This window comes from Enterococcus lemanii (genome assembly GCF_016909125.1).
In the GTDB taxonomy this organism is placed as follows: domain Bacteria; phylum Bacillota; class Bacilli; order Lactobacillales; family Enterococcaceae; genus Enterococcus_I; species Enterococcus_I lemanii.
On the sequence record NZ_JAFBFD010000003.1, the window covers coordinates 33,790 to 59,074 of the forward strand.

Sequence of the window (25,285 nt, forward strand, 5' to 3'; positions counted from 1 at the left end):
TCTTCTTAATACGTTCCTTCTTCCCCTTGAGAAGTCAAAATTAATGGGCCATCAGCAGTGATAGCAATACTATGCTCATATTGACAGCTTAACCCACCATCAAGCGTTCTTGCCGTCCAACCGTTACTGTCCATTTTCATTTTCCAAGTTCCTGTATTAATCATCGGCTCGATTGTAATCACCATGCCTTCTTTTAGACGCAAACCTTTGCCCGCTTCACCATAATGTGGAACAGCAGGGCTTTCATGGATTGTCGGACCAATGCCGTGGCCAATAAAGTCACGAACAACACCATACCCTTCTTTTTCAGCATACGTTTGGATCGCATGCCCAATATCGCCAATTCGGTTCCCAACTTTGGCTTGCTCAATGCCTAAATAAAGTGCCTTTTTAGTTACATCCATTAATTGCGCGACCTCAGGAGAAGCTTCTCCCACTACATAGGCCCAACAAGAATCAGATATTGCGCCATTTAATTCCACACACATATCCACTTTAATTAAATCACCATTTTTTAACGTTTTACGACGAGGGAAACCGTGACAAATTTCGTCATTAATACTGCAACAAGTCGCATATTTATACCCTTCATAGCCAATTTGAGCTGCGATTGCTCCTTGACTTTCAATTGCGTTTTTAACAAATTCTTCGATATCCCAACTGGTTATCCCTGGTTTAATAAAGTTGCGTAGCGCGCGGTGAACGCCGGCTAACAAGGCGCCTGATTCGGCCATTTTTTCAATTTCTCTTTTTGATTTTAATGTAATCATTGATCTATTCCTCTCCTTTGAATCTTGTCTATTTTACCACAAAGATCGCTATTTTTCCAAATCCCTTCCCTTTTTAAGAGGTTTTCAATGACTTTGAAGTTTGATATAATCAAATGGACAAATATTGATTAAGAAAGTGGTGCGATAAATGACTCTCGCAAAGATTGTTTATGCCAGTATGACTGGAAACACAGAAGAAATAGCAGATATTGTTGCCGAAACATTAGAAAATTTAGGCATTGAGGTTGAAATAAATGAATGCACGCAAGTCGATGCAGACGAATTTGTAGATGCTGATCTTTGTATCGTTGCAACTTATACTTATGGTGACGGTGACTTACCAGATGAGATCATGGATTTTTATGATGACTTATTAGAGTTAGACTTGACCGGGAAGATTTTTGGTGTATGTGGTTCCGGTGATACTTTTTATGATGATTTTTGTAAATCTGTCGATGATTTTGAAGCAGCTTTTACCAAAATCGGAGCGATTAAAGGGGCTGAAAGTGTCAAAGTCGATCTTGCCGCTGAAGCAGAAGATATTGAAAACCTAGAAGCCTTTGCCAAAGAATTGGTTGAAAAGATAAACTAAACAAAAAGGTTGGCAAAAGGCAGTTATTTCATCCTAACATTTGTTCATATAAAAGGACTGTGACTTTAGATTTTCGTCACAGCCCTTTTTTAATTGTTTTTAAAGAAGTTCCCAAGCGTAAATAAAGTAATTTCTTTTCCTTTATCTTCTAAGGTCGCTTCAATAAACGAGCTTAGTAGTGCTTCGATTTCCGTTTTTGAGTAGTGTAACAATTCGGTACTGATCATAGAAGCAATTCCCGAGATAAAGATCCAAAAAGAACAATAGAGTGACGCTTGTTTGTCTAAATCAAGTGTTCGTAGCACGTCATCTTGCTTAAGGACTTCATAAAAATATTCTCTAAAAGCAACTTGCATTTGACTAGCACCAGAGATTTCTTCCAAATATAACGCACGATAAAGTTGTGGTTGGTTAACAGCGAGTTCAATAAAGTTTGTTCCTAATTCAACCAATATGTTTTGTTTTTTTCTAACGGCTAAAAAATCTTCATTCACTTTTTCAGCCATCATTGTAAACAACCCATCTTTTAAATCATCCATGTTTTTAAATTCTAAGTAAATTGGTTGTGTCGAACAATTCATTTGCAATGCAATATTCCTTGCGGTGAAATGGGAAAATCCATTATCCGCGATGACTTGGTAGGCGGCTGTAAGAATTTGCTCTCTTGTTATCGTTTTTTTTCGTGCCATCTCCCTCATTCCCCTTCGTTGAAATGGTTATTTAATTCTCCATTCTTTCTTTCATTTTAGCATTTTTTTTCTTAAATGAACATTTAAACGCTTTAAACTTCAAAAAAAGTTCAAATATTCTTTGTTTTTTGAAAAAAACACTTTCTGTCATTTATTCCCTTTCTTTCAAGATATGATATAATTAAAAACAAAAAATAAATTTATGAGGAGTCTGTTTTATGGTATTAGAAAACTTTAATCATTACTTAGAAAAATACGCTGAGCTAATTGTTGCTGTCGGCGTTAATGTTCAAAAATCTCACACGGTTGTTTTAAATATCGATGTTGAGCAAATTGAATTAGCTCATTTAATTACTAAAAAAGCTTACGAACATGGTGCAGCAGAAGTCATTGTCCGTTGGGCAGACGACTTTATTCTAAAAGAATTTTTGCTTCACGCAGATCAAGAGCGTTTAGAAAATATTCCCTCATTTAAAATCGATGAAGCAGACGATTGGGTAGCAAAAGGGGCAAGTCGAATTGCGGTTGTTTCTTCTGATCCAGGCTCTCTAGCGGGTGTAAATCCTGAAAGAGTCGCCGCTTTTCAAAAATCAAACAGCAAAGCAATGGAAAACGTGCGTAAAGCAACACAAGCCAATAAAGTTTCCTGGACGGTCGTAGCGGCTGCCGGACAAGAGTGGGCCAAAAAAGTCTTCCCTAATTTAGAACCAAGTGCCGCAAAAGAAGCGCTTTGGGAACAAATTTTCAAAACAACACGGATTGATCAAGCAGATCCCGTTCTGGCTTGGAAAAAACATACCGATACGTTGCAAAATAAAGCAAGTGAATTAAATGCTGAACAATTTGTTGCACTACATTACACAGCTCCTGGAACAGACTTAGTTGTTGGTTTACCTAAAAATCATATTTGGGAAGGCGTTGGTAGTTTAAACGCGCGTGGCGAACAATTCAATGCGAATATGCCAACAGAAGAGGTCTTTTGTGCTCCTGATGCCAATCGCGTGGATGGTTACGTTTCAAGTACAAAACCACTAAGTTATGCGGGTAGCATCATTTCAGGGATGAAGTTTACCTTCAAAGACGGAAAAGTTATTGATTTTTCTGCAACAGAAGGAGAAGAAGTTTTAGCTAAATTACTTGAAACAGACGAAGGGGCGAAACGTTTAGGTGAGGTCGCTTTAGTCCCAGATCCTTCGCCAATCTCTCAGTCAGGCATTACTTTCTTTAACACTTTGTTTGATGAAAATGCCTCAAATCACCTAGCTTTTGGTTCTGCCTATGCTTTTAATTTACAAGGCGGAACAGAAATGAGTGAAGAAGAATTAGCAAAAGCTGGGCTAAATCGTAGTTTGACCCACGTTGACTTTATGATTGGATCAGCAGAAATGGATATTGATGGTCTTCGCGCAGACGGCTCTCGTGTACCAATTTTTCGTAAAGGCGATTGGGTTTAAAAAAGACATTAAACTTATTTCATGAAAAGAAGCTTTTTTTCGAATCTTTTTCATTTTGCTAGAAAAGAGACAATTTTTTTGATACACTTTACTTCATATGAAGGGAATGAAATGAATGACACCCAATCGTGAAGATTACTTGAAACTGATTCTTGAACTTGGTGGCGATCATAATAAAATTAATAACAAACAAATTGTCACAGGTTTAAGCGTTTCTCCTGCTTCTGTTAGCGAAATGATTACGAAACTAGTGAAAGAAAGCCTTCTTGACCATGTTCCTTATCAAGGCGTTCAATTAACTGAAAAAGGACTCGTATTAGCAAGTTCGCTAATCCGTAAACATCGACTTTGGGAGGTTTTCCTAGTCCAACATCTCGGTTACACTTGGAATGAAGTGCATGATGAGGCAGAAGTATTAGAACATATTACTTCTAGTAAGTTGGCCAATCGTTTAGCTAATTATCTAAATTCTCCTGCTAATTGTCCACATGGAGGGATGATTCCAGCTGAAGGAGCTTTAGTCAATGAGAAAGAACGAAAAAATCTAACGAGCTACCCACTTCATGCAAAAATCCGCATTGCTCGTGTCTTAGATGAGCGAGAACTACTTGATTATTTAGTCATGATTCATTTACATTTAAACGAAGAATATGAAATCGTTGAGATTGCTCCTTACGAAGGACCGATAACCCTTAAAAATAACAAAAAAACGGTTGTTGTCAGCTTTAAAGCAGCAAATTCTATTTTTGTTGATACAATACCAGAGGAGTGATTACAAATGACAGAAAAAAAAGTTCTATTTACAATTTTTGGCGCAACTGGTGACTTAGCCCAAAGAAAGCTTTATCCATCTTTATTTCGTTTATATCGAACGGGTCACTTAGCCACATCTTTTGCAGTCATTGGTACCGCGCGCCGTCCTTGGACAGATGAAAAATACCGCGCAATTGTCGAAGAAACGATTGCTTATTTAAACCCTTCTGAACAAGAAGCAGCAGATTTTTCATCTCATTTTTATTATCAAGCACACGACGTAACCGATACCGAACACTATGATGCTTTAAAAGACCTTGCAACTAAACTAGATACTAAATACCAACTTGAAGGGAACTTACTTTTTTATTTGGCGATGTCCCCAAGCTTCTTTGGCACAATTGTTGAACACTTAAAGTCGCAAGGTATGTTAGATTCCAATGGTTACCATCGTGTAATTATTGAAAAACCTTTTGGCTCGGACTATCAAAGTGCCAAGAAATTAAATCAAGAAATCACAAATGTTTTTGCTGAAAATGAGATTTATCGCATTGATCACTACTTAGGCAAAGAAATGATTCAAAACATCTCTGCCATTCGTTTTGCAAACAATATTTTTGAATCGATGTGGAACAACCGCTACATTGATAATATTCAAATTACGATTGCTGAAAATCTAGGTGTTGAAGACCGTGGCGGCTATTATGATAAGAGTGGTGCTCTAAAAGATATGGTCCAAAATCATATTTTACAAATTCTATCTTTACTTGCGATGGAACCTCCTGTTGCTTTTTCTGAAAAGGAAATTCGAACAGAAAAAATCAAAGCGTTAGAATCGGTTCGTGTTTATTCACCAAGCGAAGTTAAAGATAATTTTGTCCGCGGACAGTACAATGCTGGTCATTTAGCCGAAGAAAAATACCTTGCTTACCAAGACGAACCTGGCGTCGCTGATGGTTCAACAACGGAAACATTTGTAGCTGGTAAATTTGCCATTGATAATTTCCGTTGGTCAGGCGTCCCCTTTTATGTCCGAACAGGGAAACGTTTAACTGAGCGTGGAACACGAATTAACATTGTCTTTAAACAAGTCCCCGTCAACTTATTTAAAGCCGAAGTCGGAACTACTTGTGAACAACCCTGTTTAGACCCAAATATTTTGACCATTTATATTCAACCAACTGAAGGTTTTTCTCTTTCTTTAAACGGCAAAGAAGTAGGGCCAGCCTTTAATATGTTGCCAATTCAACTGGCTTACCGTAATAGTTCTGAAGTCATCGAAAATACACCTGAAGCTTACGAAAAACTTTTACTAGATGCTTTAAATGGTGATGGCACAAACTTCACTCATTGGAAAGAAGTTGCCCAATCTTGGCGCATCGTGGATGTTATTCGTCAAACTTGGGATGAAGATACAGCTGAGCTTCCTAGCTATGCTGCTGGAACGATGGGGCCTCAAGCAGCTTTCGACCTTTTAGAAAAAGACGGTTTCCAATGGATTTGGCAGCCGGATGCATGGTACCGTGAGCGCAATTTACTTTAATAGCTAAAAAATACACCGAAGATTTTTCTTCGGTGTATTTTTAATTTCATTAAGCTTCAAATCCTTCTGCAACTGCTGCGGGATACTCCTTTGTGACAACTTCTGCACAATGACCACAAATCGTTGGTAATTTAGCATTTGCGCCGACATCTTTTTTAATTTGACGACAACGTTCACAAACGTCCCCTTCTGCTTTTTCAACTAGAATTGCAACATCTTCGAACTTCATTGCCTGCTCAGGGACTTCTACACCTGGCGCTTTCACTTCAAATGAATCTGGTGAAACAATTAGCAATTGTGGTAAATTCGCATTCACAGCGACTAATAAAGCCGCGATTTGTTCATTCGGATATAACGTTAACTTCGCTTCTAAAGACTTCCCAATTAATTTTTCGTTACGAGCTGTTTCTAAAGCTTTTAAAACATTGTCTCTAAAGTCCATGAAGGCTGACCATGTATCAAGCAATTCTGCTTGGTTAACAAAATTTTCTTGGAACTCAGGGAATTCAGCTAATTGAACATAACTCTCTTCTTCTTTTAAATGTGACCAAATTTCTTCCGCTGTATGTGGAATAATCGGCGTTAATAATTTCGTCAAGCCAACTGCTGCTTCATAAAAGACTGTTTGCATGCAACGACGTTCATAATTATCTTTGGCTTCGATGTAGACAACATCTTTTGCAAAATCTAAATAAAACGACGATAAATCAATGGTTAAGAAGTTCATTACTGTACGGTAAATTTGTAAGAAGTTGTATTTTTCATAACCTTCTTCACGAATTTCTTTCATTGTTTGGTGCAAGCGAATCGTCATATATTTATCAACCGAGCGTAAATCTTCATAAGCCACACGATCGGTTGCTGGATTAAAGTCTTCTGTATTCGCTAATAAGAAACGCATAGTGTTACGAATTTTTCGGTAAACTTCAGCAACTTGATTTAAAATATCCATTGACACACGTACATCCGCTTCGTAATCAACGCTACTCACCCATAAACGTAAGATATCTGCTCCCATTTGATTGATAACCTTTTCAGGGGCAATCGTATTGCCTAATGATTTACTCATCTTACGACCTTCACCATCTAATGTAAAGCCTTGCGAAAGAACTGCTTTATATGGTGCTACGCCGTTAATTGCAACACTTGTAGTAATACTTGAGTTAAACCAACCACGGTACTGATCTGATCCTTCTAAATACATATCAGCTGGGAAACTTAAATCAGCCCGTTGACGTAAAACAGCTTCATGAGAAGACCCTGAATCAAACCAAACATCCATAATATCTGTTTCTTTCGTAAATTCACCATTTGGCGAACCTGGATGAGTAAAACCAGCTGGTAATAATTCTTTGGCTTCTTTTTCAAACCAAATATTTGAACCATGAACGGCAAATAAGTTGGCTACGTGTTCAATGGTTTCTGGTGTGATAATTGGTTCACCATTTTCTGCATAGAAAACAGGTAGCGGCACGCCCCATGCACGTTGACGAGAGATGACCCAGTCACCACGATCACGAATCATATTGTAAAGACGCGTTTTACCCCAAGGTAAGATCCAGTCAACTTTTTCAACTTCATCTAAGATATTTTGGCGAAACTTATCAATTGACGCAAACCATTGTGGTGTCGCACGATAAATGACTGGTTTTTTTGTACGCCAATCATGTGGGTAACTATGCGTAAAGAAGTCTAATTTTAGTAAAGCATTTTTTTCTTTTAGTAACTCGGTCACCATAATATTCGCTTTATCATAAAAGACACCTTCAAAACCAGGTGCTTCAGCTGTAAATACACCTCGACCATCGACTGGTGAGATGACTTCTAGACCATAGCGTTTACTTACGATGTAGTCATCTTCCCCGTGTCCTGGAGCTGTATGAACAAGACCTGTACCTGCTTCAAGCGTCACATGATCGCCTACCATCACTAAGGATTCGCGCTCATAAAATGGGTGTTGGGCGGTCATGAGTTCCAGTTGTGTACCCGCAAGTTCTTGTAAGACCTCTACTTCTTGCCAACCAATCGCTTCTTTTACTGTTTCAAGCAAATCTTTAGCAACAACAAATTTTCGGTTATCCGCTAGAATTTGCACATAAGTAAATTCTGGGTTTACCGAAATCCCCATATTCGCCGGTAATGTCCAAGGCGTTGTTGTCCAAATGACAAATGCTGTATCATTATCTAAAACGTCTTTTCCATCTTTCACTGTAAATGCTACATAAATTGATGGTGATTTAACATCTTTATATTCAATTTCTGCTTCAGCTAAAGATGACTCACTCGAAGGTGACCAATAAATTGGTTTTAATCCTTTGTAAATGTAACCTTTTTCAGCCATTTTTCCAAACACACGAATTTCGGCTGCTTCATAATCAGGCGTTAGCGTAATGTAAGGATTCTCCCAATCACCAGAAACACCTAAACGTTTAAAGTCTTTACGTTGCGTATCGACTTGCGTTAAAGCGTAGTCGTGGCATTTTTGGCGATATTCAGACATTGACATCTCTTTTCTTTTAATGCCTTTATTCGTTAAGACCTGTTCAATTGGCAAACCATGTGTATCCCAACCTGGGACGTAAGGTGCACGAAAACCAGACATTGACTTCGCTCGAACAATAATGTCTTTTGAAATTTTATTTAAAGAATGACCAATATGGATATTTCCATTGGCGTAGGGCGGTCCATCATGTAAAACAAAAGTTGGCTTTCCTTCATTTAATTTTTGGCGCTGTCCATATAAATCTTTTTCTTCCCAATCTTTTTGCCACTGCGCTTCACGGTTTGGTAAATTTCCACGCATTGGAAAGGCAGTTTTCCCTAAATGTAGGGTTTCTTTCATTTTCATTCCTTATTTCTCTCCTTCTTTAATTTGGGGCACAAAAAAAACGCTCCCCCTGTAAACAGGGACGAACGTTTCGTGGTACCACCCAAAATTTGAAAATTATAAACAATTTTCCTCTTGTAATCGTTAACGAGATTAACCGTTGATTTTTACTTTTATTCAAAATCAAAGCTCACAGAGGATCTAATTAAAGGTAGGGTTTGCCGATCTTCCACCATCACCGACTCGCTTAAAAAATACCTATAATTTTTCTATTCTGTATTTGCTTTTATTCATTCTCTTCGTTCGTTACGTGAATCACTTTTTCACTTGCTTCAATTACTGAAATTGCTTCTTCTGAAATTTCAGCTCCACTTGAGTTTACTGTAGAACTAATTTCGTTGTCAAGCTCTTTTGCTAAAACTTCACGAATCACTTCATGACTATCTTCAACATAACTAGAAAATGGTGCTAATATTTCTTCCCACTCAGGGCTTTTCGCTTGTTCTAATTGTGTTTGTAACATCAAGGTTAAGCTATTATGAAAGACACGCGTTTTCTTTTTCAAGTCATTGGTTTCAACTGCCAATTGTCGCGCATTTTCGGTTGCTTTTGTTAAAATTTCTTTTGCTTTTTCTTCTGCTGCGATTGTTAAAGCATGTGCTCGTTTTTCTGCTTTAGAAACTAATTCATCTGCTTTATTTTGAGCAGAGGTAACTAAAACTTCTGATTCTTTACTTGCACTTGATTTCACTTTATCTGCTGTATCTTGAGCGACAATGATTGATTGATTCAGTGCATCTTTTAGTTCATTAAAATACTCTAGCTTTTCTTCTGCATGTTTTAGCGCTTTATCCATTTCGCGATTTTTTTGAATAACTTCTTCATAATCACGTACAATCATGTCTAAGAAATCATCAACCTCATCTTTTTCATAGCCACGCATTTTTGTTGAGAAACTTTTATTTTGAATATCTAATGGAGTTAAAGCCATTATTTCCACCTCTAATTAATTATTTTCGCAAAACACCTAAATTTAAACGAATTTTTTCTTTCTTCGTCTTCCCTTCAATTCCTTGAAGTTGAATGCGACCAAATCCACGAATTGAAACAATATCTAGTAAATCAAGCATAAAATCTGGACGTAAGATTTCGGTCCAATTCACTTTAATCTTACCAGACTCAATTAATTGTTTTGAACGCTGCCTTGAAATATTAAAGACTGCTGAAATGACCGTATCAAGCCTTAAAGAAGAAACTGTTTCTTTTTCAAATGACCAACCATCTTTGGGCACAAGCATTTGAGTATAAGAACTTTCTTCTAGCCGAACCGAAACATTGCCCATCTTAATGATTTGTAACTGCAGATAAGACGCAACTTCTTTTGCCACAAAAATTTGCCAACGTTCGCCATCGGAAATAATGTCACCAAATAATTCACGCTTCATTCCAGTTCCAACAAGCGTTCCTAAGACTTTCCCATGTGATAATGTAATAAATTTCACTGGGTAGACAATTTCAAACATCGTAATTTCAAAATCATCTTGCGCTGCTGTGTAGTAATCTGGAAAAATTAAACAACGCTTTCTTTCAGCTGCTTCATAACCGCCGAAAAAAGTAAAACTTAAGTCTGACTCTTGACGAACCAATGTTTCTAGAATATATGCTTGTCGCGGATCTAGAAAATCAGTTAAATAAGGTGCGTACTGCATCGAAACTTGTTCCATCCAGTCCCCTACCAAATCAATAAAGGGGCGTTCATCACTTCGGAAATGCTGATATATATTGGCATCCATTGTTTATTCACCCCCTAATTGAATTAAAATAGATAGATTAATCTTTGTAGTAATAAAATCAACGCTTGTGAGGCTAACTGTAAAACAATAATCGCAAAGGCAATATTAAAATTCACTGGACCAAATGATAAATTCACGTGATCAAACAAACTTAAATAAGGCTCACAAATTTTGCTTAAAAGACGTCCAAACGGTGATTGATACCCACCTGGAAACCAAGATAATAATGCATAGACAACTAATAATACCGTATATAAATAAACAACTTTACTAAATAAGCTTAATAGCCAAAACAAAGCGACCAAAAGGTCATCCTCCTTTAAAGTGACAATTGATTAAAGTCAAATTGATTGTATTCTTCGAGCGATTTCGTCGTTCCTTCAATTTCTACCGTTGGCGGTGTGCATAAAAACATCTCATCTGAAACGCGTTTAATATCGCCATCTTCAGCATAAACCGTTCCTGTTAAAAAATCAACTACACGACGGGCTTGTGGCTCTTCCATTAAGTGAAAATTAACTAATACTGACTTTCCGGATAAAACATGTTTAGCAATCGACATCGCTTCAGAATAAGCACGCGGCTCAAGCACCATAATTTTATTCGCATTTTCAATATTTTGATTTGATTGTTTTGTATTCTTTCTTTCTCCTACTAAAGGAACGACTTTTTTATCTGTTTTTGTCCCCATTGTTCTTTGATTGACTGTTGGCGTACTCATCATTGGGGTCGGTGCCGCTTTTTTACTTGGTCTTTCTTGCTTTCTTTCCCTACTCATCCGTGTTTGACTCGTTGGTGATTCTTGTTTTTTAGTCGTTATCGGATTTTTATTGATTACTTTTTCCGGACGCCTTTGGGGTTGCTTAGGTAACGCAAAAGCTTCTCCTCTTGTTTCTTCTTCATCTTCCAAACCAAAAAAAGAACTCATTGATCCTAAAAAACTCTTAAATGCCATCGTTTTTCGTCCCCCTCTCCCTTACTCTTTAAATAGTGACGTACCAATTCGAATCTGTGTGGCACCCGCTTGAATGGCTTGAGAAAAATCATTTGACATCCCCATACTCAATTGATGACAAGGAGCCTTTTTATAAGCAGCCTTTTCAACGGTTTCCTTCAGTTCAGCTAATTGTGTAAATAAAGCGATTTGTTCTTCTGTTGTTGAATCGTATGGCGCCATCATCATTAAACCAACTACTTCAATTTTATCAAAGTCTTGAATACTTTGAATAAAAGCAAGAACCTCATTTGGCTGAAAACCATGCTTACTTTCTTCACCAGAAACATTTACTTCAACAAAGCAACGAATTTTTTTCATTGCTCTTTTTTGAATCTCTTTTGCTAATTTATAACTATCTAGTGCATGAAAATAATCAATTTCATTAATGATGTCTTTGACTTTGCGACGTTGCAAGTTTCCGATAAAGTGCCAGATAATTCCTGGATATGACGCTAGCTCCTTTTGTTTTTCTAAAAGGACATCCGCTCGATTCTCAGCAAAGTTGGTCACTCCTAAGTGATACAACTCTAGCATCTCTCTTGTTGTTACCGATTTGGTAACCGCAATTAATTCAACTTCTGCGGCTTGACGAGAAACAAGAGCACAGGAATTCTGTATCTCTTGCATCACCTTTTGCAAGTTGTCAGAAATCATGTACTCTGGCCTCCTTTATCTTTTTCGACGGAAGAATGGCGGTGTGCTTAACTCATCGTCATTTGATTTAATCTCTTCTCGGTTAAAAGTTTCAAATTCTTTTTTTTCAATCGTATCAAATTGTGTTTGGTCAATTTTTGGGCGCACATTTTCTTCTTTTCGAATGTCCCAATCACCAAAAGCCGTCTCTTCCTCAGCTGCTTGCGTAGGCTGTGCTTGATCCAAGTCTAAAACTGGTCGTTGAACAGGCGCTTGTGCTGAACGTGATGGGCGTGATGCTCTATTTTCTTTTTTTTTTGTCGGATCGATTCCCGTTGCAATAACGGTTACGCGAATTTCATCGCCAGTTTCTTCACTGATTGATGTTCCTAAAATAATGTTCACATCGCCACCAGCTGCATTGGCTACGATATCCGATGCATCTTGTGCTTCAAATAAAGTCATATCTAAGCCACCTGTGATGTTTAGAAGAACTTGTTCTGCCCCTTCAATTGATGTTTCAAGTAAAGGAGAAGCAATCGCTTTTTTCGTTGCTTCAATCACGCGGTTTTCACCGTTTGCAATCCCAATTCCCATTAAGGCCGTTCCTTGGTTAGCCATAACAGTCTTAACATCCGCAAAGTCTAAGTTGACATAGCCAGGTGCGGTAATTAAATCAGAAATCCCTTGTACCCCTTGACGTAAAACGTTATCTGCTTCTCTAAATGCTTCTAACATTGGTGTCTTTTTGTCAACGATTTCTAAGAGACGGTTATTCGAAATGATTAATAACGTATCGACGTTTTCTTTTAATTTAGCAATTCCCTCTGCTGCAAAACGACCTCTTTTTGGTCCTTCAAAGGTAAATGGACGTGTTACCACACCAACAGTTAGCGCTCCTAAGTCTTTGGCAATGCCCGCTACAATTGGAGCCGCTCCCGTTCCAGTTCCGCCACCCATTCCTGCGGTAATAAAGATTAAGTCCGCTCCTTCTAAAGCTTGACGGATTGAATCTTCACTTTCTTCAGCAGCTTTTTGTCCAACTTCTGGTTGAGAACCTGCACCTAAGCCGCGTGTATATTTCGGGCCTAATTGAATCACTGTCTCAGCTTTTGAATTTTTTAGCGCTTGGACATCCGTGTTCGCTGTAATAAACTCAACGCCTTTTACGTTTTCTTCAATCATACGATTAACGGCATTTCCACCGCCACCGCCGACACCAATTACTTTAATTACTGCACCTTCATGGATATTATTATCAATTAAAAATTCCATTTTTTTCTTTCCTCCTGCAATCATTATTCAAAAATAGATGAAAAGAATCCTTTAACTTTCCCAACGATTCCTTCAGCTTCGTTTTCTTCTTCTGGTACTGAAAATTCTTCTGTTGCTTCAAACGATGTTTCATGTGCCACTTCTGGTTGATAATTCACGGTTGCTTGTGATTGGGTGACTTTCTCACCTGTTACCGCTGATTTTGCTAATTGGTAAACTTCACTAAGGTTCGCTGAATAATCAACAATACTAATTACATTCGTAAAGACTGGGTTTCTTAGACCCATATGATTTGGTACATAAAGTTTAACATTCACATCAAATACTTCTTGCGCTAATTCAACAATACCCGGAATACTTGCTGCGCCACCTGTTAACACAATTCCTCCAGGTAACTCTAACGCGTCAATTTCATCTAAAACTTCTTTTGATTTGTTAAAAATTTGTTCTAGACGTGCTTCAATGATTTCTGATAAGTACCGTTCATCAATTTTTACTGGCTCAGATTTTCCAATGACATCGACTGGGAATTCTTCGCTAGCAGACGTTCTAGCAGGGAATGCATCGCCATAATTAATTTTTAGCGCTTCGGCATTATTAAAAGACGTATTCAATACAGTTGAAATATCTTTTGTGATGAACTCGCCGCCTTCTTGGTTAACATGCGTAAATTTTAATTGTTTATCATGCATAACCGCTGTGGTTGTTTGCCCTCCACCAATATCGATAACGATTGTACCAAAATCTTTTTCACCATCTGACAAAATCGTTTCTGTTAGTGCTAGTGGCGTAATGACCATTTCACCAACAATTAAGCCCGCTTTTTCGACACATTTACGAATATTGTGAACAATTGTTTTTGGTCCGGTGAAAAGCAAACCAAACATTTCTAAACGAACGCCAATCATTCCTCTTGGGTCTTTAATTCCTTCAAAGCCATCAACGGTAAATTCTTGTGGTTGGATGGCGATAATTTGTCTTTCAGGTGGGACAGAACGAACAAGTGCAGCAGATGCGACATTGCGAACATCCTCATCTGTAATTTCTTTTGAATCACCGCTAACAGCGATCATCCCTTGACAATTTTCAACTTCTAATAAATTAGCCGGCACACCAACGCTTACTTGACGAATTTTAATGCCTGCTTTTTCTTCTGCTTGTCCAATTGCTCTTTGAATGGCTTGAACCGTTTTATCGATATCAACAACAATTCCACGGTTAATCCCTTCAGATTTTGCATTTCCAACACCAATAATATTCATTTGTCGATCAACATATTCAGCTACGATTACTTTAACCGATGTTGTGCCTATGTCTAAGCCAACATACATTCCTGTATTTGCCATGGATGGGAATCCTCCTACTTCTTTTCCTTATCTATCGAACAATTATTGTTCATGTTCTACACACTTTACTTTATTTGTTCACTGCCTTTAATTTTACCATATTAATGTACCTTTGAGAAAGAAGTAAATAAAATTTATTAAATAATTTTATTCAATCGCTTCACTCTCTGAACTCGTCGTCTCTTTTTCGTTTGCATAAGGGTACGAATAAATCCCTACCTCCATATCAACGACCCCTTTTTCAGTCATTTCCTTCGCAATTTGTGGATAATATTTTAATTTACTTGATAAGCTTGAAATATTAATCAACACTTGATTGCCATCGTTCATAAAGACGGTTAAAAGTTCTTTATTTTTTTTCGATGGCGAAAGTTTGATTTGCGAGATACCATCTTGGATTTCTACGGGCAACTCTTTATACGCCTCTAATGTTTGACGAATCATTTTTTCATCTGAAAATGCTTCTAGAATTAAAAAATCATTGGCATAATTCGCGCTCGCTTCATTAATAATCGTGCCATTTTCTAAAATAGGCAAATACTGACTGCCCTTCGCTAAAAAAGCAACTTCCTGATGCTCCGTGACTTCTATAACAAATTGATTCCAATTGGTTAATCGTACGTGGATTTGCTGAATACGCGGATTACTAGTTTCAATATTTTTTGCGACTGCTTGTCGTTTGAAAAATTGAGGCCATAATCGTGCGTTGGTTTCTAGTTCTGACGTCTCTATGATTTCTTGTGTCGCTACATTCGTATTCCCAGTAACCATAATTTTTGAAAGACGATTTAATGGTGAAAGTGTATAAATTGCGCCAGTTAGTGGTATTAAAAACAATAACGTCAAAAATAACAAACGCCTTTTCAACTTCTTATCTCGATAAGCTTTTAAATTAGGTAAATAATCAGAAAACGATTGAAAAAAAGGCGCTGGTTTTTTTTCTTGTTCATCGAATTCTTTTAGTGTTTCCGTGTCACTTGCAACAATCTCTTCTACTTTTTGCTCAGATGCTCGTTCTTCTTTTACTTCTTCTTGCGCAAGAAATGGTTCTTCTTTTTCTACGATTCCTTTTTCGGCTAAATAAAGTTGGTGTTCTTTTTGCCAAGGAGTCAATTCAAGTTCTTCATTTGTTCCAGGTTGCTTGTTTTGTTTTTCAGGAGTATCCACCGTGCTTGCCTCCTCGCTTACTTACTCGTTAATTCTAACACGAGTTGATACAAACGATACGACGCGTCAACAATTCCTTGACTGCTTGCCGCTTGTGCCATTTTACCATGTAAATCTTTATTTTGCATAATTTCATCTACTGTAGCAACTAAATTTTCTTCTGTCAATTCTTGATCTTTAATCATTCGCACTGCACCGGCTTTTTCTAAAGCAGCAGCATTTTTTGTTTGGTGGTCATTGGTAACATACGGACTTGGAATTAAGATTGCCGGAATCCCTAAACTCGTAATTTCAGCAATCGAAGTCGCACCCGCTCGGCAAATAACTAAATCGCAGTTAACCATCACTTCGGTCATATTATGAATGTATGGTTGAATTGAGATATTCTTAAAAGCATCCTTCGTCATACCAATGGTTTCATCGATTTCATCAAAATAGCGTTTCCCAGAAGCATATAAAATTTGATAATCTTTTTTAGCAAACACTGGCAAAGCGCCTAAAACGGCTTGATTAATTTTAAGCGATCCTTGACTACCACCAAAAATTAACACGGTTGGCTTACTTGGGTCTAAATTGTATTCTTTTAAAGCACTTGATTTTTGCATACCACTAATTTCTTGCCCACGTGGATTACCAATTAAAAGTGTTTTTTCTTTTGGAAAATAGTCACTTGCACTTGGAAAAGAAATTCCGACACGACTAACAAAACGACTTAAAAACTTATTTGTTAGGCCAGGAACACTATTTTGCTCATGGACGATTGTTGGAATTTTTAAGCGTGTTGCTGCGTACATCACCGCACCTGAAACATAGCCACCCGTCCCAATGACAACATCTGGCTGAAAGTCACGGAGAATTTTTTTTGCTTGTTGCATACTTTTTAAAAACAGCCAAATGGTTTTCAAGTTATCTGGACTTAAACTTCTCTTAAACCCTTGATTTTCTAAGGTCACAAACGGGATACCGATTTGAGGAATAATCGTATTTTCCATCCCACGAGTAGCTCCAATATATAAAAATTGAGCAGTAGGATTCTTTTGTTGAACATATTTTATAAAGGCTGTGCCAGGATAGATATGTCCTCCTGTACCGCCACCGGTAACAACGATTTTCATTGTGGCACTTCTCTCCTTCTTTTGATTAATTTAAAGTTTGGACAGCATCAATAAAGGCTTGCCCACGTACTTCAAAGTTTGGGTATTGATCCCAACTCGCATTGGCCGGAGAAAGCAAGACACTCTCACCTGGCTGAGCAATTTTTTGCGCCTCTTTGACAGCGGTAGACACATCGTCTGTCAAAACAATGCAAGAAATTTTTGCTGCTTTTGCTGCTTCAGCCAGCTTTTCTTTCGTCTCGCCAAACAAAATGACAGCTTTTAACTGGCATAAATCTGGTACAAGTTCGTCAAACGAATTCCCTCTATCAAGACCACCAGCTAATAAAATCACTTTTTCTTTCTCAAAACCACTCAAAGCCATTTTAGTTGCTAGAATATTCGTTGCTTTTGAATCATTGTAATATTTCACACCAGCTACTTGCCCAACATACTGTGTACGATGCGGCACGCCAGAAAACTTTTCTAACGTTTGAATAATCTCTTCATTGGCTAGCCCAAGTGTTTTGGCTACCGCTATCGCTGCTAACGCATTTTCAACGTTATGTTTCCCTGGTACTCCCAACGCTTGAACAGGCATTAATTTTTCTGTTTGATAATAAAGCCAATCATCTAAAACATACGCACCATTTAATACAACCTCTTTTGTTGAAAATGGAACCACGTGGGCTTTGGTCGTTTTGGCTAATTGCTGAATCTCGTTTTGATTCCAATTTAAGACTAAAAAATCAGTCGCAGTCATCTTTTGTTGCATGTGCCACTTGGCGTTGACGTACTCACTGCGATCGGTATGGTAATCTAAATGGGCATCGTATAGATTAGTCAATACTGCAATCTTAGGATGGAAGGTATCAATTCCCATTAACTGAAAACTTGATAACTCCATCACTAACCAATCTTCTTTTGTTACCTTTTTAGCAACAGAACTCGCCGGATAACCGATATTACCCGACAAAAAAGCTTGCCCTTGTGGGAGTCCTTGATTTAAAATTTGTTCAATCATCGTCGTTGTCGTCGTTTTCCCATTTGTTCCTGTAATTCCAATGATTGGTGCTTCCGAAATTTGGTAAGCTAATTCAACATCGGTAATAATTGGTAAGCCTTTTTTACGGGCTGCTTTGACAAAAGGGTGTTGATAAGGAATTCCGGGGTTTTTTACCATTAAAGAAAAATCTTCGTCTAACAACTCAATCGGATGACTCCCGGTAATTACCTTAATTCCTAGTGCTAACAAATCTTGGGCTTCGCTATTTTCTTCAAAAGGTTTTCCGTCATTAACGGTAACAAGTGCGCCCAAATCATTTAGTAATTTGGCCGCACTCATTCCGCTTCTAGCAAGTCCTAGGACGAGAACTTTTTTATTTTGATAAATTGTTACATTTTTCATATTGTTTATCCTCACTTACATTAGAAGTTCTATACTAGTTAATCAAACAATAAAATGACATCTTAAAGATTAAAATAAAGTAATAATGTGATTGCTGAAGAAAGAAGTGAGACGCCCCAAAAAACACCATCAATTTTCCATTCAGACCAACCACTCATCTCAAAATGGTGATGGATTGGGGACATTTTAAAAATTCTTTTCCCCGTTAATTTAAATGAAGTCACTTGCATCATTACGCTTAATGTTTCAATGATATAGATCAAGCCAATTAGTAACAATGTCCATTCTTGCTTAAGTAAAATTGACATCGTCGCAAGGAGCCCACCTAAAGCAAGCGAACCCACATCCCCCATAAAAATTTTTGCTGGCTTATGGTTAAAGCCGAAAAAGCCAGTCAAACCGCCAATCACACTTAAACAAATAATGAGTAAATCAATTTGGTTTTGGTGCCACGCAATGACTGCATAAGTTGCAAATGAGATGGTCCCAAGGCCTGCAACTAACCCATCAATGCCATCTGTTAAATTAACTGCATTAGAAAAGCCAACTAACCAAATAACGACAAAAACAGGATAAAAGAAAGCTAGCGAAAGCGAATAACCAAAGAGATTAACCGTATGTGGCATTTGACTAGATAAAAGAACCACGTAAAAGACTAAACCACCAATAATTTGTCCGATTAGTTTTTGTAAGGAGTTTAACCCCATATTCCTTTTTTTAAAGATTTTAATAAAATCATCTAAAAAGCCTAATGCGCCATATAAAAGCAAAATAAATAAAGAGATAAACAAGTAAGACGTAAGTTTGTTCTGCCAAGCGCCTACCCAAATACTCGTTAATATAATTGAGGCTAAAAAGACTGTTCCCCCCATTGTTGGTGTTCCAGCTTTAATATTATGCCACTTAGGGCCTTCATCACGAATTTCTTGCCCATATTTTTTCATTTGGAAATACCCGATAAAAAGAGGCATAGTTGCTACGGTCATCCCAAAGCTACTTGCAATGGGTAAAATCATTTCTGTTAAGTGCATCGATTCCACTCCTAAATTAATTCTCTTTGTTTAAAACAAAGTGCAGTTTTTCGCCTGTAATTTCGGCACCCACATCAATGCTTTGTTCTACTGCATACCCCTCACCGGTAAAGGTCGCGGTCATTGATAGTAACTTAGCTAATTTTAACAAATAAGCTTTTGACCAGCCGGTTACATCAGGCATTTGAAGCGTTGTGCCATTTGTTAATAAAATAACTTTTTCACCAGGTAACAAACTCGCCTGATCTGCACTTGATTGCGCGACTACTTTATCACCATCACCAATTACAATTGGCACGAGACCTTTATTTTCTAAATCAGCACTCGCTACAGTCGGCGTTAAATTTCGATAATCACTCACTTGCACTTTGCTTGATTGTGTTTCATCTGCCATATCGACCGCGTGTAAATCCATTGCGCGTTTTAACAAGGGGTTTGCAATTCCTGGAATAATTAGTCCATCATAATTTTTTGGCTTTTTCATCGTAATATATAAGGTGTATTCTGGATCTTCAGCAGGTAGCATTAAAACCGTTGAATAAATATTATCATATTCACCGGTTAGGTAACGACCACCTTCAGCAATTTGAGCCGTTCCGGTTTTTGCTGCAATCGCATAATTGTCAACGGTGTATAAACCGTAAGCCGTACCATAATCTTGGCTTTCTACGACATCGCGCATATATTGTCGAACTTGTTGAGCGCTACTTGCCGTGACAGGATGTCCGGTTGTCTCTGTTTCTACTCGAGTCTCTTCTCCAGTTACGGGATTCACAAAGCGTTTAATGAAGCTTGGTTTTAACATTTCACCATCATTTGAGATTGCTGAAAAAGCTTGTAACATTTGAAATTGCGTTACAGCGATTGCTTGGCCAAAAGAACTCATTGCTTCACTGACAATGTTTTTTTCTGGTAACTGCCCTTTTTCTTCACCGTACAATTTTGAATTTGTACTTTGACCAAAGCCAAAGTTTAATAGTGATTCTTGCCAAGCGTCTTCCATTCTTTGTTCAAGTTTAACCATCCCCACGTTACTTGACCAAGAAAGCGCTTGTCGCATTGTTATATACCCTCTTGAACCAGTACCAATATCCCAATCTCGAATATCCGTATCAATTAAAGTCATTTTCCCTGATTCGAATTTTTCATTTGGATCAAAGACGCCTTGGTCCATTGCCGTTGAAACGGTCAAAATTTTCATCGTTGATCCAGGTTCATACGTTTCTTCTACAAATAAGTTTTGCCATAAAAAACCCTCTTTATCTGTTCCATCTTTTGTTTCAGGTTCAAATGTGGGGCGTTGGCTTAATGACACAATTTCATTTGTTTTTGATTTGACTAAAACGGCTGTTAAATACTGTGCTTCTGACTTCTCAAATGCTTCATCCATCAAAGTCTCCAAGTAACTTTGTAAACGACTATCTAAAGTCGTATAAATGTCTTGCCCGTTTTCAGCAGGAATTGTTTCTGCAACAGTTCCGGGTAAAGGATTTTGATAATTATCTTTTTGGAAAATAATTTCGCCGTCCTTGCCACTGAGTACATCATCATAAACGGCTTCAAGGCCAAGACGTCCTTGTAGCGATTCCACGCCATCTTCCACTTGGATATCGGCGTACCCGATTAGATGGGAAGAAAAAATACCATTAGGATAAATTCTGGAAGGATGTTCATTAAAATACAAACCTTTCACTTCAGCGGCTTCCATTTTTGCTTCAATTTCTTGTTTTTGTTGCAGAGTGATATTTTTCCCGTTTGGAATATCAACTTGAAATTTGTTGTTATCTCGACCATATTCTAAGATTTCTAAAACTTTATTTTTACTAACTTTATTTCCTAAAACACCGGTTAAAATATTGGCTAATTCTTTAAAGTCTTTCTTTTGCGCATAGAGTTTTTTTTCACCCGACTTATAAGAATCATCCAAAATAGCATAGACAGAATAAGACGTTGCGTCTTCGGCAATGACCACGCCGTTGCGATCATAAATGGTGCCGCGTTTTGCTTTTACTACTTGGCTGCCTTCATAAAGAGCCTTTGTTTTACTTTCTAGCGAAACATCTCCGACTTTCCCAACCGTTACAATATAGGTTAGACGAGCAACAAACAAAAAAAACAATCCAATACTCGTAGTAAAAAGAATAATTCCTACTTTTTTGCGATTGTTCTTCGTAGATAATTTTTGATTAGTCATTTTCTTTTTTATTTTTTGAATCATTTTTTTACTTCACTTTCCTTAAATTGTCACTATGAATCGTCAGGCCTTTTTCTTCAGCAATTTTACGAATTCGTTCACTTTTAGAAAGTTCCGATTTTTCTTGTTCTAATTGGAGTTTTTTTTCTTTTTCGGTCGAAACATCTGATTGAATAATCGAAATATTATGTTCGATTTGCGTAATTGAAGTTCGTAAATGAATCATAAATAAGCTAATCGCTAATGTTGCGAAAATTAAGCCCACTGCGATTGCTTTTTCTAACTTCGAAATGCGTTTTAAGCGACGAGCTGGCGAAAGCGGAACAACCACCACTTCTGGGCGTTCTGGCGTATAAAATGATTCTGCTTGTTGAATCATCTGCTCACTTGATTCATCTACTTGATAAGTATATTCTTCAAATTTTAATTCCGCCATTTCTTTCACCCTCTCAGCTGACTGCTTAATCTTTCATTTTTTCTACAATTCGAAGTTTTGCACTACGCGAACGATTATTTTCTGCTAGTTCTTGTTCGCTTGGTACAATCGGTTTTCTTGTTATAAGTTTCAATTCTGGTTGAAACTCTTCTGGGATCATTGGAATCCCTGGTGGTAAATCTTGCGCTGTACTGTATTCTTTAAATATATTTTTTACGATTCGATCTTCTAGCGAGTGGAAGGTAATTACACTTAAGCGTCCTTCTTTATTAAGTAGTGGGACTGCTTGTTCCAAAGACTCTTCAATCACGCCTAATTCATTATTGACTGCAATTCGAATGGCTTGAAAAATCCTTTTCCCTGGATGGCCACCCTTTCTGCGAGCAGGCGCTGGAATCGCTGTTTTTATAATTTCAACTAACTCGCCGGTTGTTTCAATTGGCTTTAATTCACGTACCCGTTCAATCTCTCGAGCAATTTGTTTGGAAAACTTCTCTTCTCCATAGCGAAAGAAGATTTTTACTAACTCAGCATACGAGTATTCATTGACCACATGATAAGCAGACAATGGCGCACTTTGGTCCATTCGCATATCTAATGGCGCATCTTGATGATAGCTAAAACCACGATCCGCTTCATCAAGTTGTGGGGAGGAGACGCCTAAATCATATAAAATCCCATCCACTTTTGTGACACCTTGTTCTGCCAAGGCTTCTTTTAAAAAACGAAAATTACTTTTAATAAAGGTCACTTGGCCTTTATCAACAAAAGGTGCTAGACGTTTTGTCGCATGATCGATAGCTGTTTGATCTTGATCAAAGGCATATAAATGTCCTTTTGTATTGAGTTGTTGCAATAAATACTCGCTATGACCTGCGCCTCCTAGTGTACAATCAACATAAATACCATCCGGCCGAATATTTAACCCATCAACCGTTTCTGTTTTCATTACCGTATAATGTTGAAATTCTGTCATCACTTATGTCCTCTTCCTCTTCACTTTATAATCCAAAATCAATCATTGTTTCAGCAATTCCATCAAAGGCTTCTTCTGCCTCTATCGAAAATGCTTGCCAACGCGCTTCATCCCAAATTTCAATTCGATTTGAAACGCCCACAACAACACAGTTTTTTGTTAAATCTGCATGTGTTCTCAAAGACACGGGAATATTAATTCGTCCTTGCTTATCAATCTCACATTCGGTTGCGGCAGAGTAAAAAAAACGAACAAAAGTACGGGCGTCTTTTTTTGCTAAAGGCATCTGATTTAGTTTTTCTTCTAATTTTTCCCATTCTGGTAGAGGGTAGCCAAATAAACAGCCGTCTAATCCTCTTGTCACCACAAACTTTTCACCGAGTTTTTCTCGTAGTTTGGATGGCATAATTAGTCGGCCTTTTGCATCGATTGTATGTTGAAATTCGCCCATAAACATCGATTGCTCCCCCAATCACCACCTGATGCTTACAGTCTACCACATCCCCCCACTTTCTACCACTTTTTATGTAAAATTAATCATTTAATTTGATTAATTTTAACCAATAAAAAATAATCTTTTTTCAAAAAGCACTTTTAAAAAACTTTTTAGCTTACCGAGAGTAAAATTAAGCTTAAAACAATTAAGGACACATGGACCACTAAAGCAAACAAAAAAACAGAACGCCAATACATTTTAAAAAAACGTGGAAATTCAATTTCTTCATAAAAATAAGCTTGGAAAAAAGCAATCCCTATACCTAATAAAGAAAGTGTTATCACTAAATAAGGAAACAAAGATTCTTTAAAAATCAAAAATGATAATCGATGAATACCAAATAGAAGAAATGGGACAGCTAAATCGGGGGTCTTTATTGAAAAACGGCGATCCAAAGAAGAGAGTGACACCAATAATCGCATTAAAAAAATAACCACTAGCGGAAAAACATACCAAAAAATTAAACTAGGAAACATTGACTGCATATAAAAATTCCTTTCCGTACTCACACTACTATATTCACTATACTTTATTTTCTTTACACATTTATGTCATTGGGTTAACGAATTTGTATTATAATAGAAGAAACGTTCGATTGTTAACTTAAAGGAGGTAAACAAATTATGTATACTTATTTTACTTTAAAAAATCAACAACTTATTATTCAAGAACAACAAGATGAAAGCACACTTTGGACGCATATTGAAAAACCAACTGAGCAACAAACGCACCAATTAGCTAAAAAATACAACTTACCCCAAGACTACTTAACGTCGATTTGGGATGACGCTGAAAACTCTAGAGAAGAGGGGTTACAACAAGAACATTTCAAAAAAGCGATTTTACTTTTACTTCAATTTCCACACGAAACATTGAGCGCAAACGGTTTTTTAACGTACGAAACGTATCCACTATCGCTAATTTTGACTCCAGACTTGAAAATTATTACCGTATCTAATCAACCACCATTATTTTTTAGTTTCATCAAAGAACATCTTTTCCCTGAAAACGATATTCGACCAGAATTGAATATTTTCTTGCAAGTCTTATGGCGGCTTGTCCTGTCATACAATCACGCTTTAAAAAAAATCAAACTACATATTGAAGGAATCGAAAAACAAATTCAAGTTTCTACTGAAAACAAACAATTATACCAAGTTCTTAACATCCAAAAAAGCCTCGTCTTATTTGATGCGGCGACAAAAGGAAACTTAGAAACATTGACCGCTTTAGCTAAAACACAAACATTTCAAAAGCACCACGCTTATAAAAACCACCTTCACGATATTTTAGTTGAAGTACAACAAGCAATTACTTCTGTTTCCATTCAACTAAAATTCGTAAATCAGATGAACGAGACTTTTTCAGCGATTGTTTCAAATAATTTGAATAACGTCATGAAAATCTTAACTTCTCTTACCATCGTTCTTACAATCCCGACTATTATTGGTGGGATTTTCGGGATGAATGTCGCTTTACCTTTCGCCAATCATGAGTCCGCTTTTTTAATTATTAGCTTGCTAACCCTTTTACTTTGCATCATTGCAATTGGTTATTTAAAAAAGAAGAATCTTTTATAAAGATTCTTCTTTTTCTCTTGAGTTCCAAAGGTTTTGGTTGTACACTTTGTCTATCAAGAAAAAAAGGATGAGGATTATGCAAGATAAAAAAACAACCAGCACTTTTGCAAAAGTCACAAAATTTGTTATTTGGTTAATGTTAATTCTAACGATTGGCACAACTATTTTAAGTGCCTATTCTGCCATTCGCTAATATAAAAAAACAAAAGGGAGTTGTGCACGTTTTTTCGT

25 protein-coding genes and 1 other annotated feature are annotated in these 25,285 nt (G+C 37.3%); of the genes, 6 read left to right on the forward strand and 19 right to left on the reverse strand.

All coding sequences use genetic code 11. From position 1 onward, the window contains the following. Positions 1-5 precede the first annotated feature (5 nt). The gene (gene map / locus JOD14_RS01495) at positions 6-770 is read right to left on the reverse strand and encodes a type I methionyl aminopeptidase (protein ID WP_204652922.1); all 765 of its coding nucleotides are present in this window, start codon (positions 768-770) and stop codon (positions 6-8) included. A gap of 148 nt (positions 771-918) precedes the next feature. Here map and JOD14_RS01500 point away from each other — a divergent pair, with 148 nt between their 5' ends. Then, positions 919-1,362, forward strand: a complete 444-nt coding sequence (locus tag JOD14_RS01500; RefSeq protein WP_204652923.1) for a flavodoxin — start codon at positions 919-921, stop codon at positions 1,360-1,362. Between the two features lie 89 nt (positions 1,363-1,451). On the opposite strand, the gene JOD14_RS01505 is transcribed toward JOD14_RS01500, so the two are convergent. Beyond that, positions 1,452-2,051, reverse strand: a complete 600-nt coding sequence (locus JOD14_RS01505) for a TetR/AcrR family transcriptional regulator (RefSeq protein ID WP_204652924.1) — start codon at positions 2,049-2,051, stop codon at positions 1,452-1,454. A gap of 218 nt (positions 2,052-2,269) precedes the next feature. Between JOD14_RS01505 and JOD14_RS01510 the strand changes: the two genes are divergently transcribed. From JOD14_RS01510 to zwf, 3 genes are all read left to right on the forward strand, one after another. Continuing rightward, complete coding sequence (locus JOD14_RS01510; protein ID WP_204652925.1) at positions 2,270-3,505, forward strand: aminopeptidase; 1,236 nt, start codon at positions 2,270-2,272, stop codon at positions 3,503-3,505. Positions 3,506-3,620: 115 nt separating this feature from the next. Continuing rightward, positions 3,621-4,277, forward strand: a complete 657-nt coding sequence (locus tag JOD14_RS01515) for a metal-dependent transcriptional regulator (RefSeq protein WP_204652926.1) — start codon at positions 3,621-3,623, stop codon at positions 4,275-4,277. Positions 4,278-4,283: 6 nt separating this feature from the next. Continuing rightward, a complete protein-coding gene (gene zwf, locus JOD14_RS01520) occupies positions 4,284-5,801 on the forward strand; it encodes a glucose-6-phosphate dehydrogenase (protein WP_204652927.1) in 1,518 nt (505 codons plus the stop codon). Positions 5,802-5,850: 49 nt separating this feature from the next. Here the strand turns inward: zwf and ileS are convergent, their stop codons facing one another. The 17 genes from ileS to JOD14_RS01605 form a co-directional block, all read right to left on the reverse strand. Then, positions 5,851-8,649 (reverse strand): isoleucine--tRNA ligase, encoded by a 2,799-nt coding sequence (ileS, locus tag JOD14_RS01525; protein WP_204652928.1) that lies wholly within the window; start codon positions 8,647-8,649, stop codon positions 5,851-5,853. Positions 8,650-8,703: 54 nt separating this feature from the next. Next, positions 8,704-8,918: a binding site (T-box leader), on the reverse strand. Next, positions 8,915-9,619, reverse strand: a complete 705-nt coding sequence (locus JOD14_RS01530) for a DivIVA domain-containing protein (protein ID WP_204652929.1) — start codon at positions 9,617-9,619, stop codon at positions 8,915-8,917. Its footprint overlaps the feature before it by 4 nt. A 19-nt stretch (positions 9,620-9,638) precedes the next feature. Beyond that, positions 9,639-10,421 carry a YlmH family RNA-binding protein gene (locus JOD14_RS01535; RefSeq protein WP_204652930.1) on the reverse strand — a complete coding sequence of 261 codons (783 nt, stop codon included), beginning with the start codon at positions 10,419-10,421 and terminating at the stop codon, positions 9,639-9,641. A gap of 23 nt (positions 10,422-10,444) precedes the next feature. Continuing rightward, positions 10,445-10,726, reverse strand: a complete 282-nt coding sequence (locus JOD14_RS01540; RefSeq protein WP_239576034.1) for a YggT family protein — start codon at positions 10,724-10,726, stop codon at positions 10,445-10,447. A 14-nt stretch (positions 10,727-10,740) separates the two neighbouring features. Further along, complete coding sequence (locus JOD14_RS01545) at positions 10,741-11,376, reverse strand: cell division protein SepF (protein ID WP_204652931.1); 636 nt, start codon at positions 11,374-11,376, stop codon at positions 10,741-10,743. Between the two features lie 21 nt (positions 11,377-11,397). Further along, on the reverse strand, positions 11,398-12,072 hold the full coding sequence (locus JOD14_RS01550; RefSeq protein ID WP_204652932.1) for a YggS family pyridoxal phosphate-dependent enzyme: 675 nt from the start codon (positions 12,070-12,072) through the stop codon (positions 11,398-11,400). 15 nt (positions 12,073-12,087) lie between these two features. Continuing rightward, positions 12,088-13,326, reverse strand: a complete 1,239-nt coding sequence (gene ftsZ / locus JOD14_RS01555) for a cell division protein FtsZ (protein WP_204652933.1) — start codon at positions 13,324-13,326, stop codon at positions 12,088-12,090. 23 nt (positions 13,327-13,349) lie between these two features. Continuing rightward, positions 13,350-14,672: a cell division protein FtsA gene (gene ftsA, locus JOD14_RS01560; protein ID WP_204652934.1), complete on the reverse strand. Its 1,323-nt coding sequence runs from the start codon at positions 14,670-14,672 to the stop codon at positions 13,350-13,352. A 147-nt stretch (positions 14,673-14,819) separates the two neighbouring features. Further along, positions 14,820-15,839, reverse strand: a complete 1,020-nt coding sequence (locus tag JOD14_RS13070; RefSeq protein ID WP_204652935.1) for a cell division protein FtsQ/DivIB — start codon at positions 15,837-15,839, stop codon at positions 14,820-14,822. Between the two features lie 17 nt (positions 15,840-15,856). Beyond that, the gene (murG, locus tag JOD14_RS01570) at positions 15,857-16,954 is read right to left on the reverse strand and encodes an undecaprenyldiphospho-muramoylpentapeptide beta-N-acetylglucosaminyltransferase (RefSeq protein WP_204652936.1); all 1,098 of its coding nucleotides are present in this window, start codon (positions 16,952-16,954) and stop codon (positions 15,857-15,859) included. A gap of 25 nt (positions 16,955-16,979) precedes the next feature. Next, positions 16,980-18,341, reverse strand: a complete 1,362-nt coding sequence (gene murD / locus JOD14_RS01575) for a UDP-N-acetylmuramoyl-L-alanine--D-glutamate ligase (protein ID WP_204652937.1) — start codon at positions 18,339-18,341, stop codon at positions 16,980-16,982. A gap of 62 nt (positions 18,342-18,403) precedes the next feature. Next, complete coding sequence (gene mraY, locus JOD14_RS01580) at positions 18,404-19,372, reverse strand: phospho-N-acetylmuramoyl-pentapeptide-transferase (protein ID WP_204652938.1); 969 nt, start codon at positions 19,370-19,372, stop codon at positions 18,404-18,406. Between the two features lie 16 nt (positions 19,373-19,388). Continuing rightward, on the reverse strand, positions 19,389-21,590 hold the full coding sequence (locus JOD14_RS01585) for a penicillin-binding transpeptidase domain-containing protein (protein ID WP_204652939.1): 2,202 nt from the start codon (positions 21,588-21,590) through the stop codon (positions 19,389-19,391). A gap of 4 nt (positions 21,591-21,594) precedes the next feature. Beyond that, positions 21,595-22,002 carry a cell division protein FtsL gene (gene ftsL / locus JOD14_RS01590; protein ID WP_204652940.1) on the reverse strand — a complete coding sequence of 136 codons (408 nt, stop codon included), beginning with the start codon at positions 22,000-22,002 and terminating at the stop codon, positions 21,595-21,597. Between the two features lie 25 nt (positions 22,003-22,027). Next, positions 22,028-22,978 (reverse strand): 16S rRNA (cytosine(1402)-N(4))-methyltransferase RsmH, encoded by a 951-nt coding sequence (gene rsmH, locus JOD14_RS01595; protein WP_204652941.1) that lies wholly within the window; start codon positions 22,976-22,978, stop codon positions 22,028-22,030. A 25-nt stretch (positions 22,979-23,003) separates the two neighbouring features. After that, complete coding sequence (mraZ, locus tag JOD14_RS01600; RefSeq protein WP_204652942.1) at positions 23,004-23,435, reverse strand: division/cell wall cluster transcriptional repressor MraZ; 432 nt, start codon at positions 23,433-23,435, stop codon at positions 23,004-23,006. Between the two features lie 149 nt (positions 23,436-23,584). Beyond that, on the reverse strand, positions 23,585-23,959 hold the full coding sequence (locus JOD14_RS01605) for a DUF3397 domain-containing protein (protein WP_204652943.1): 375 nt from the start codon (positions 23,957-23,959) through the stop codon (positions 23,585-23,587). A gap of 138 nt (positions 23,960-24,097) precedes the next feature. Between JOD14_RS01605 and JOD14_RS01610 the strand changes: the two genes are divergently transcribed. Both JOD14_RS01610 and JOD14_RS01615 read left to right on the forward strand, forming a co-directional pair. After that, entirely contained in the window at positions 24,098-25,054 is a 957-nt protein-coding gene (locus JOD14_RS01610; RefSeq protein WP_204652944.1) for a magnesium transporter CorA family protein, read from the forward strand. 76 nt (positions 25,055-25,130) lie between these two features. Next, positions 25,131-25,247: a DUF4044 domain-containing protein gene (locus tag JOD14_RS01615; protein WP_204652945.1), complete on the forward strand. Its 117-nt coding sequence runs from the start codon at positions 25,131-25,133 to the stop codon at positions 25,245-25,247. Positions 25,248-25,285 lie beyond the last annotated feature (38 nt).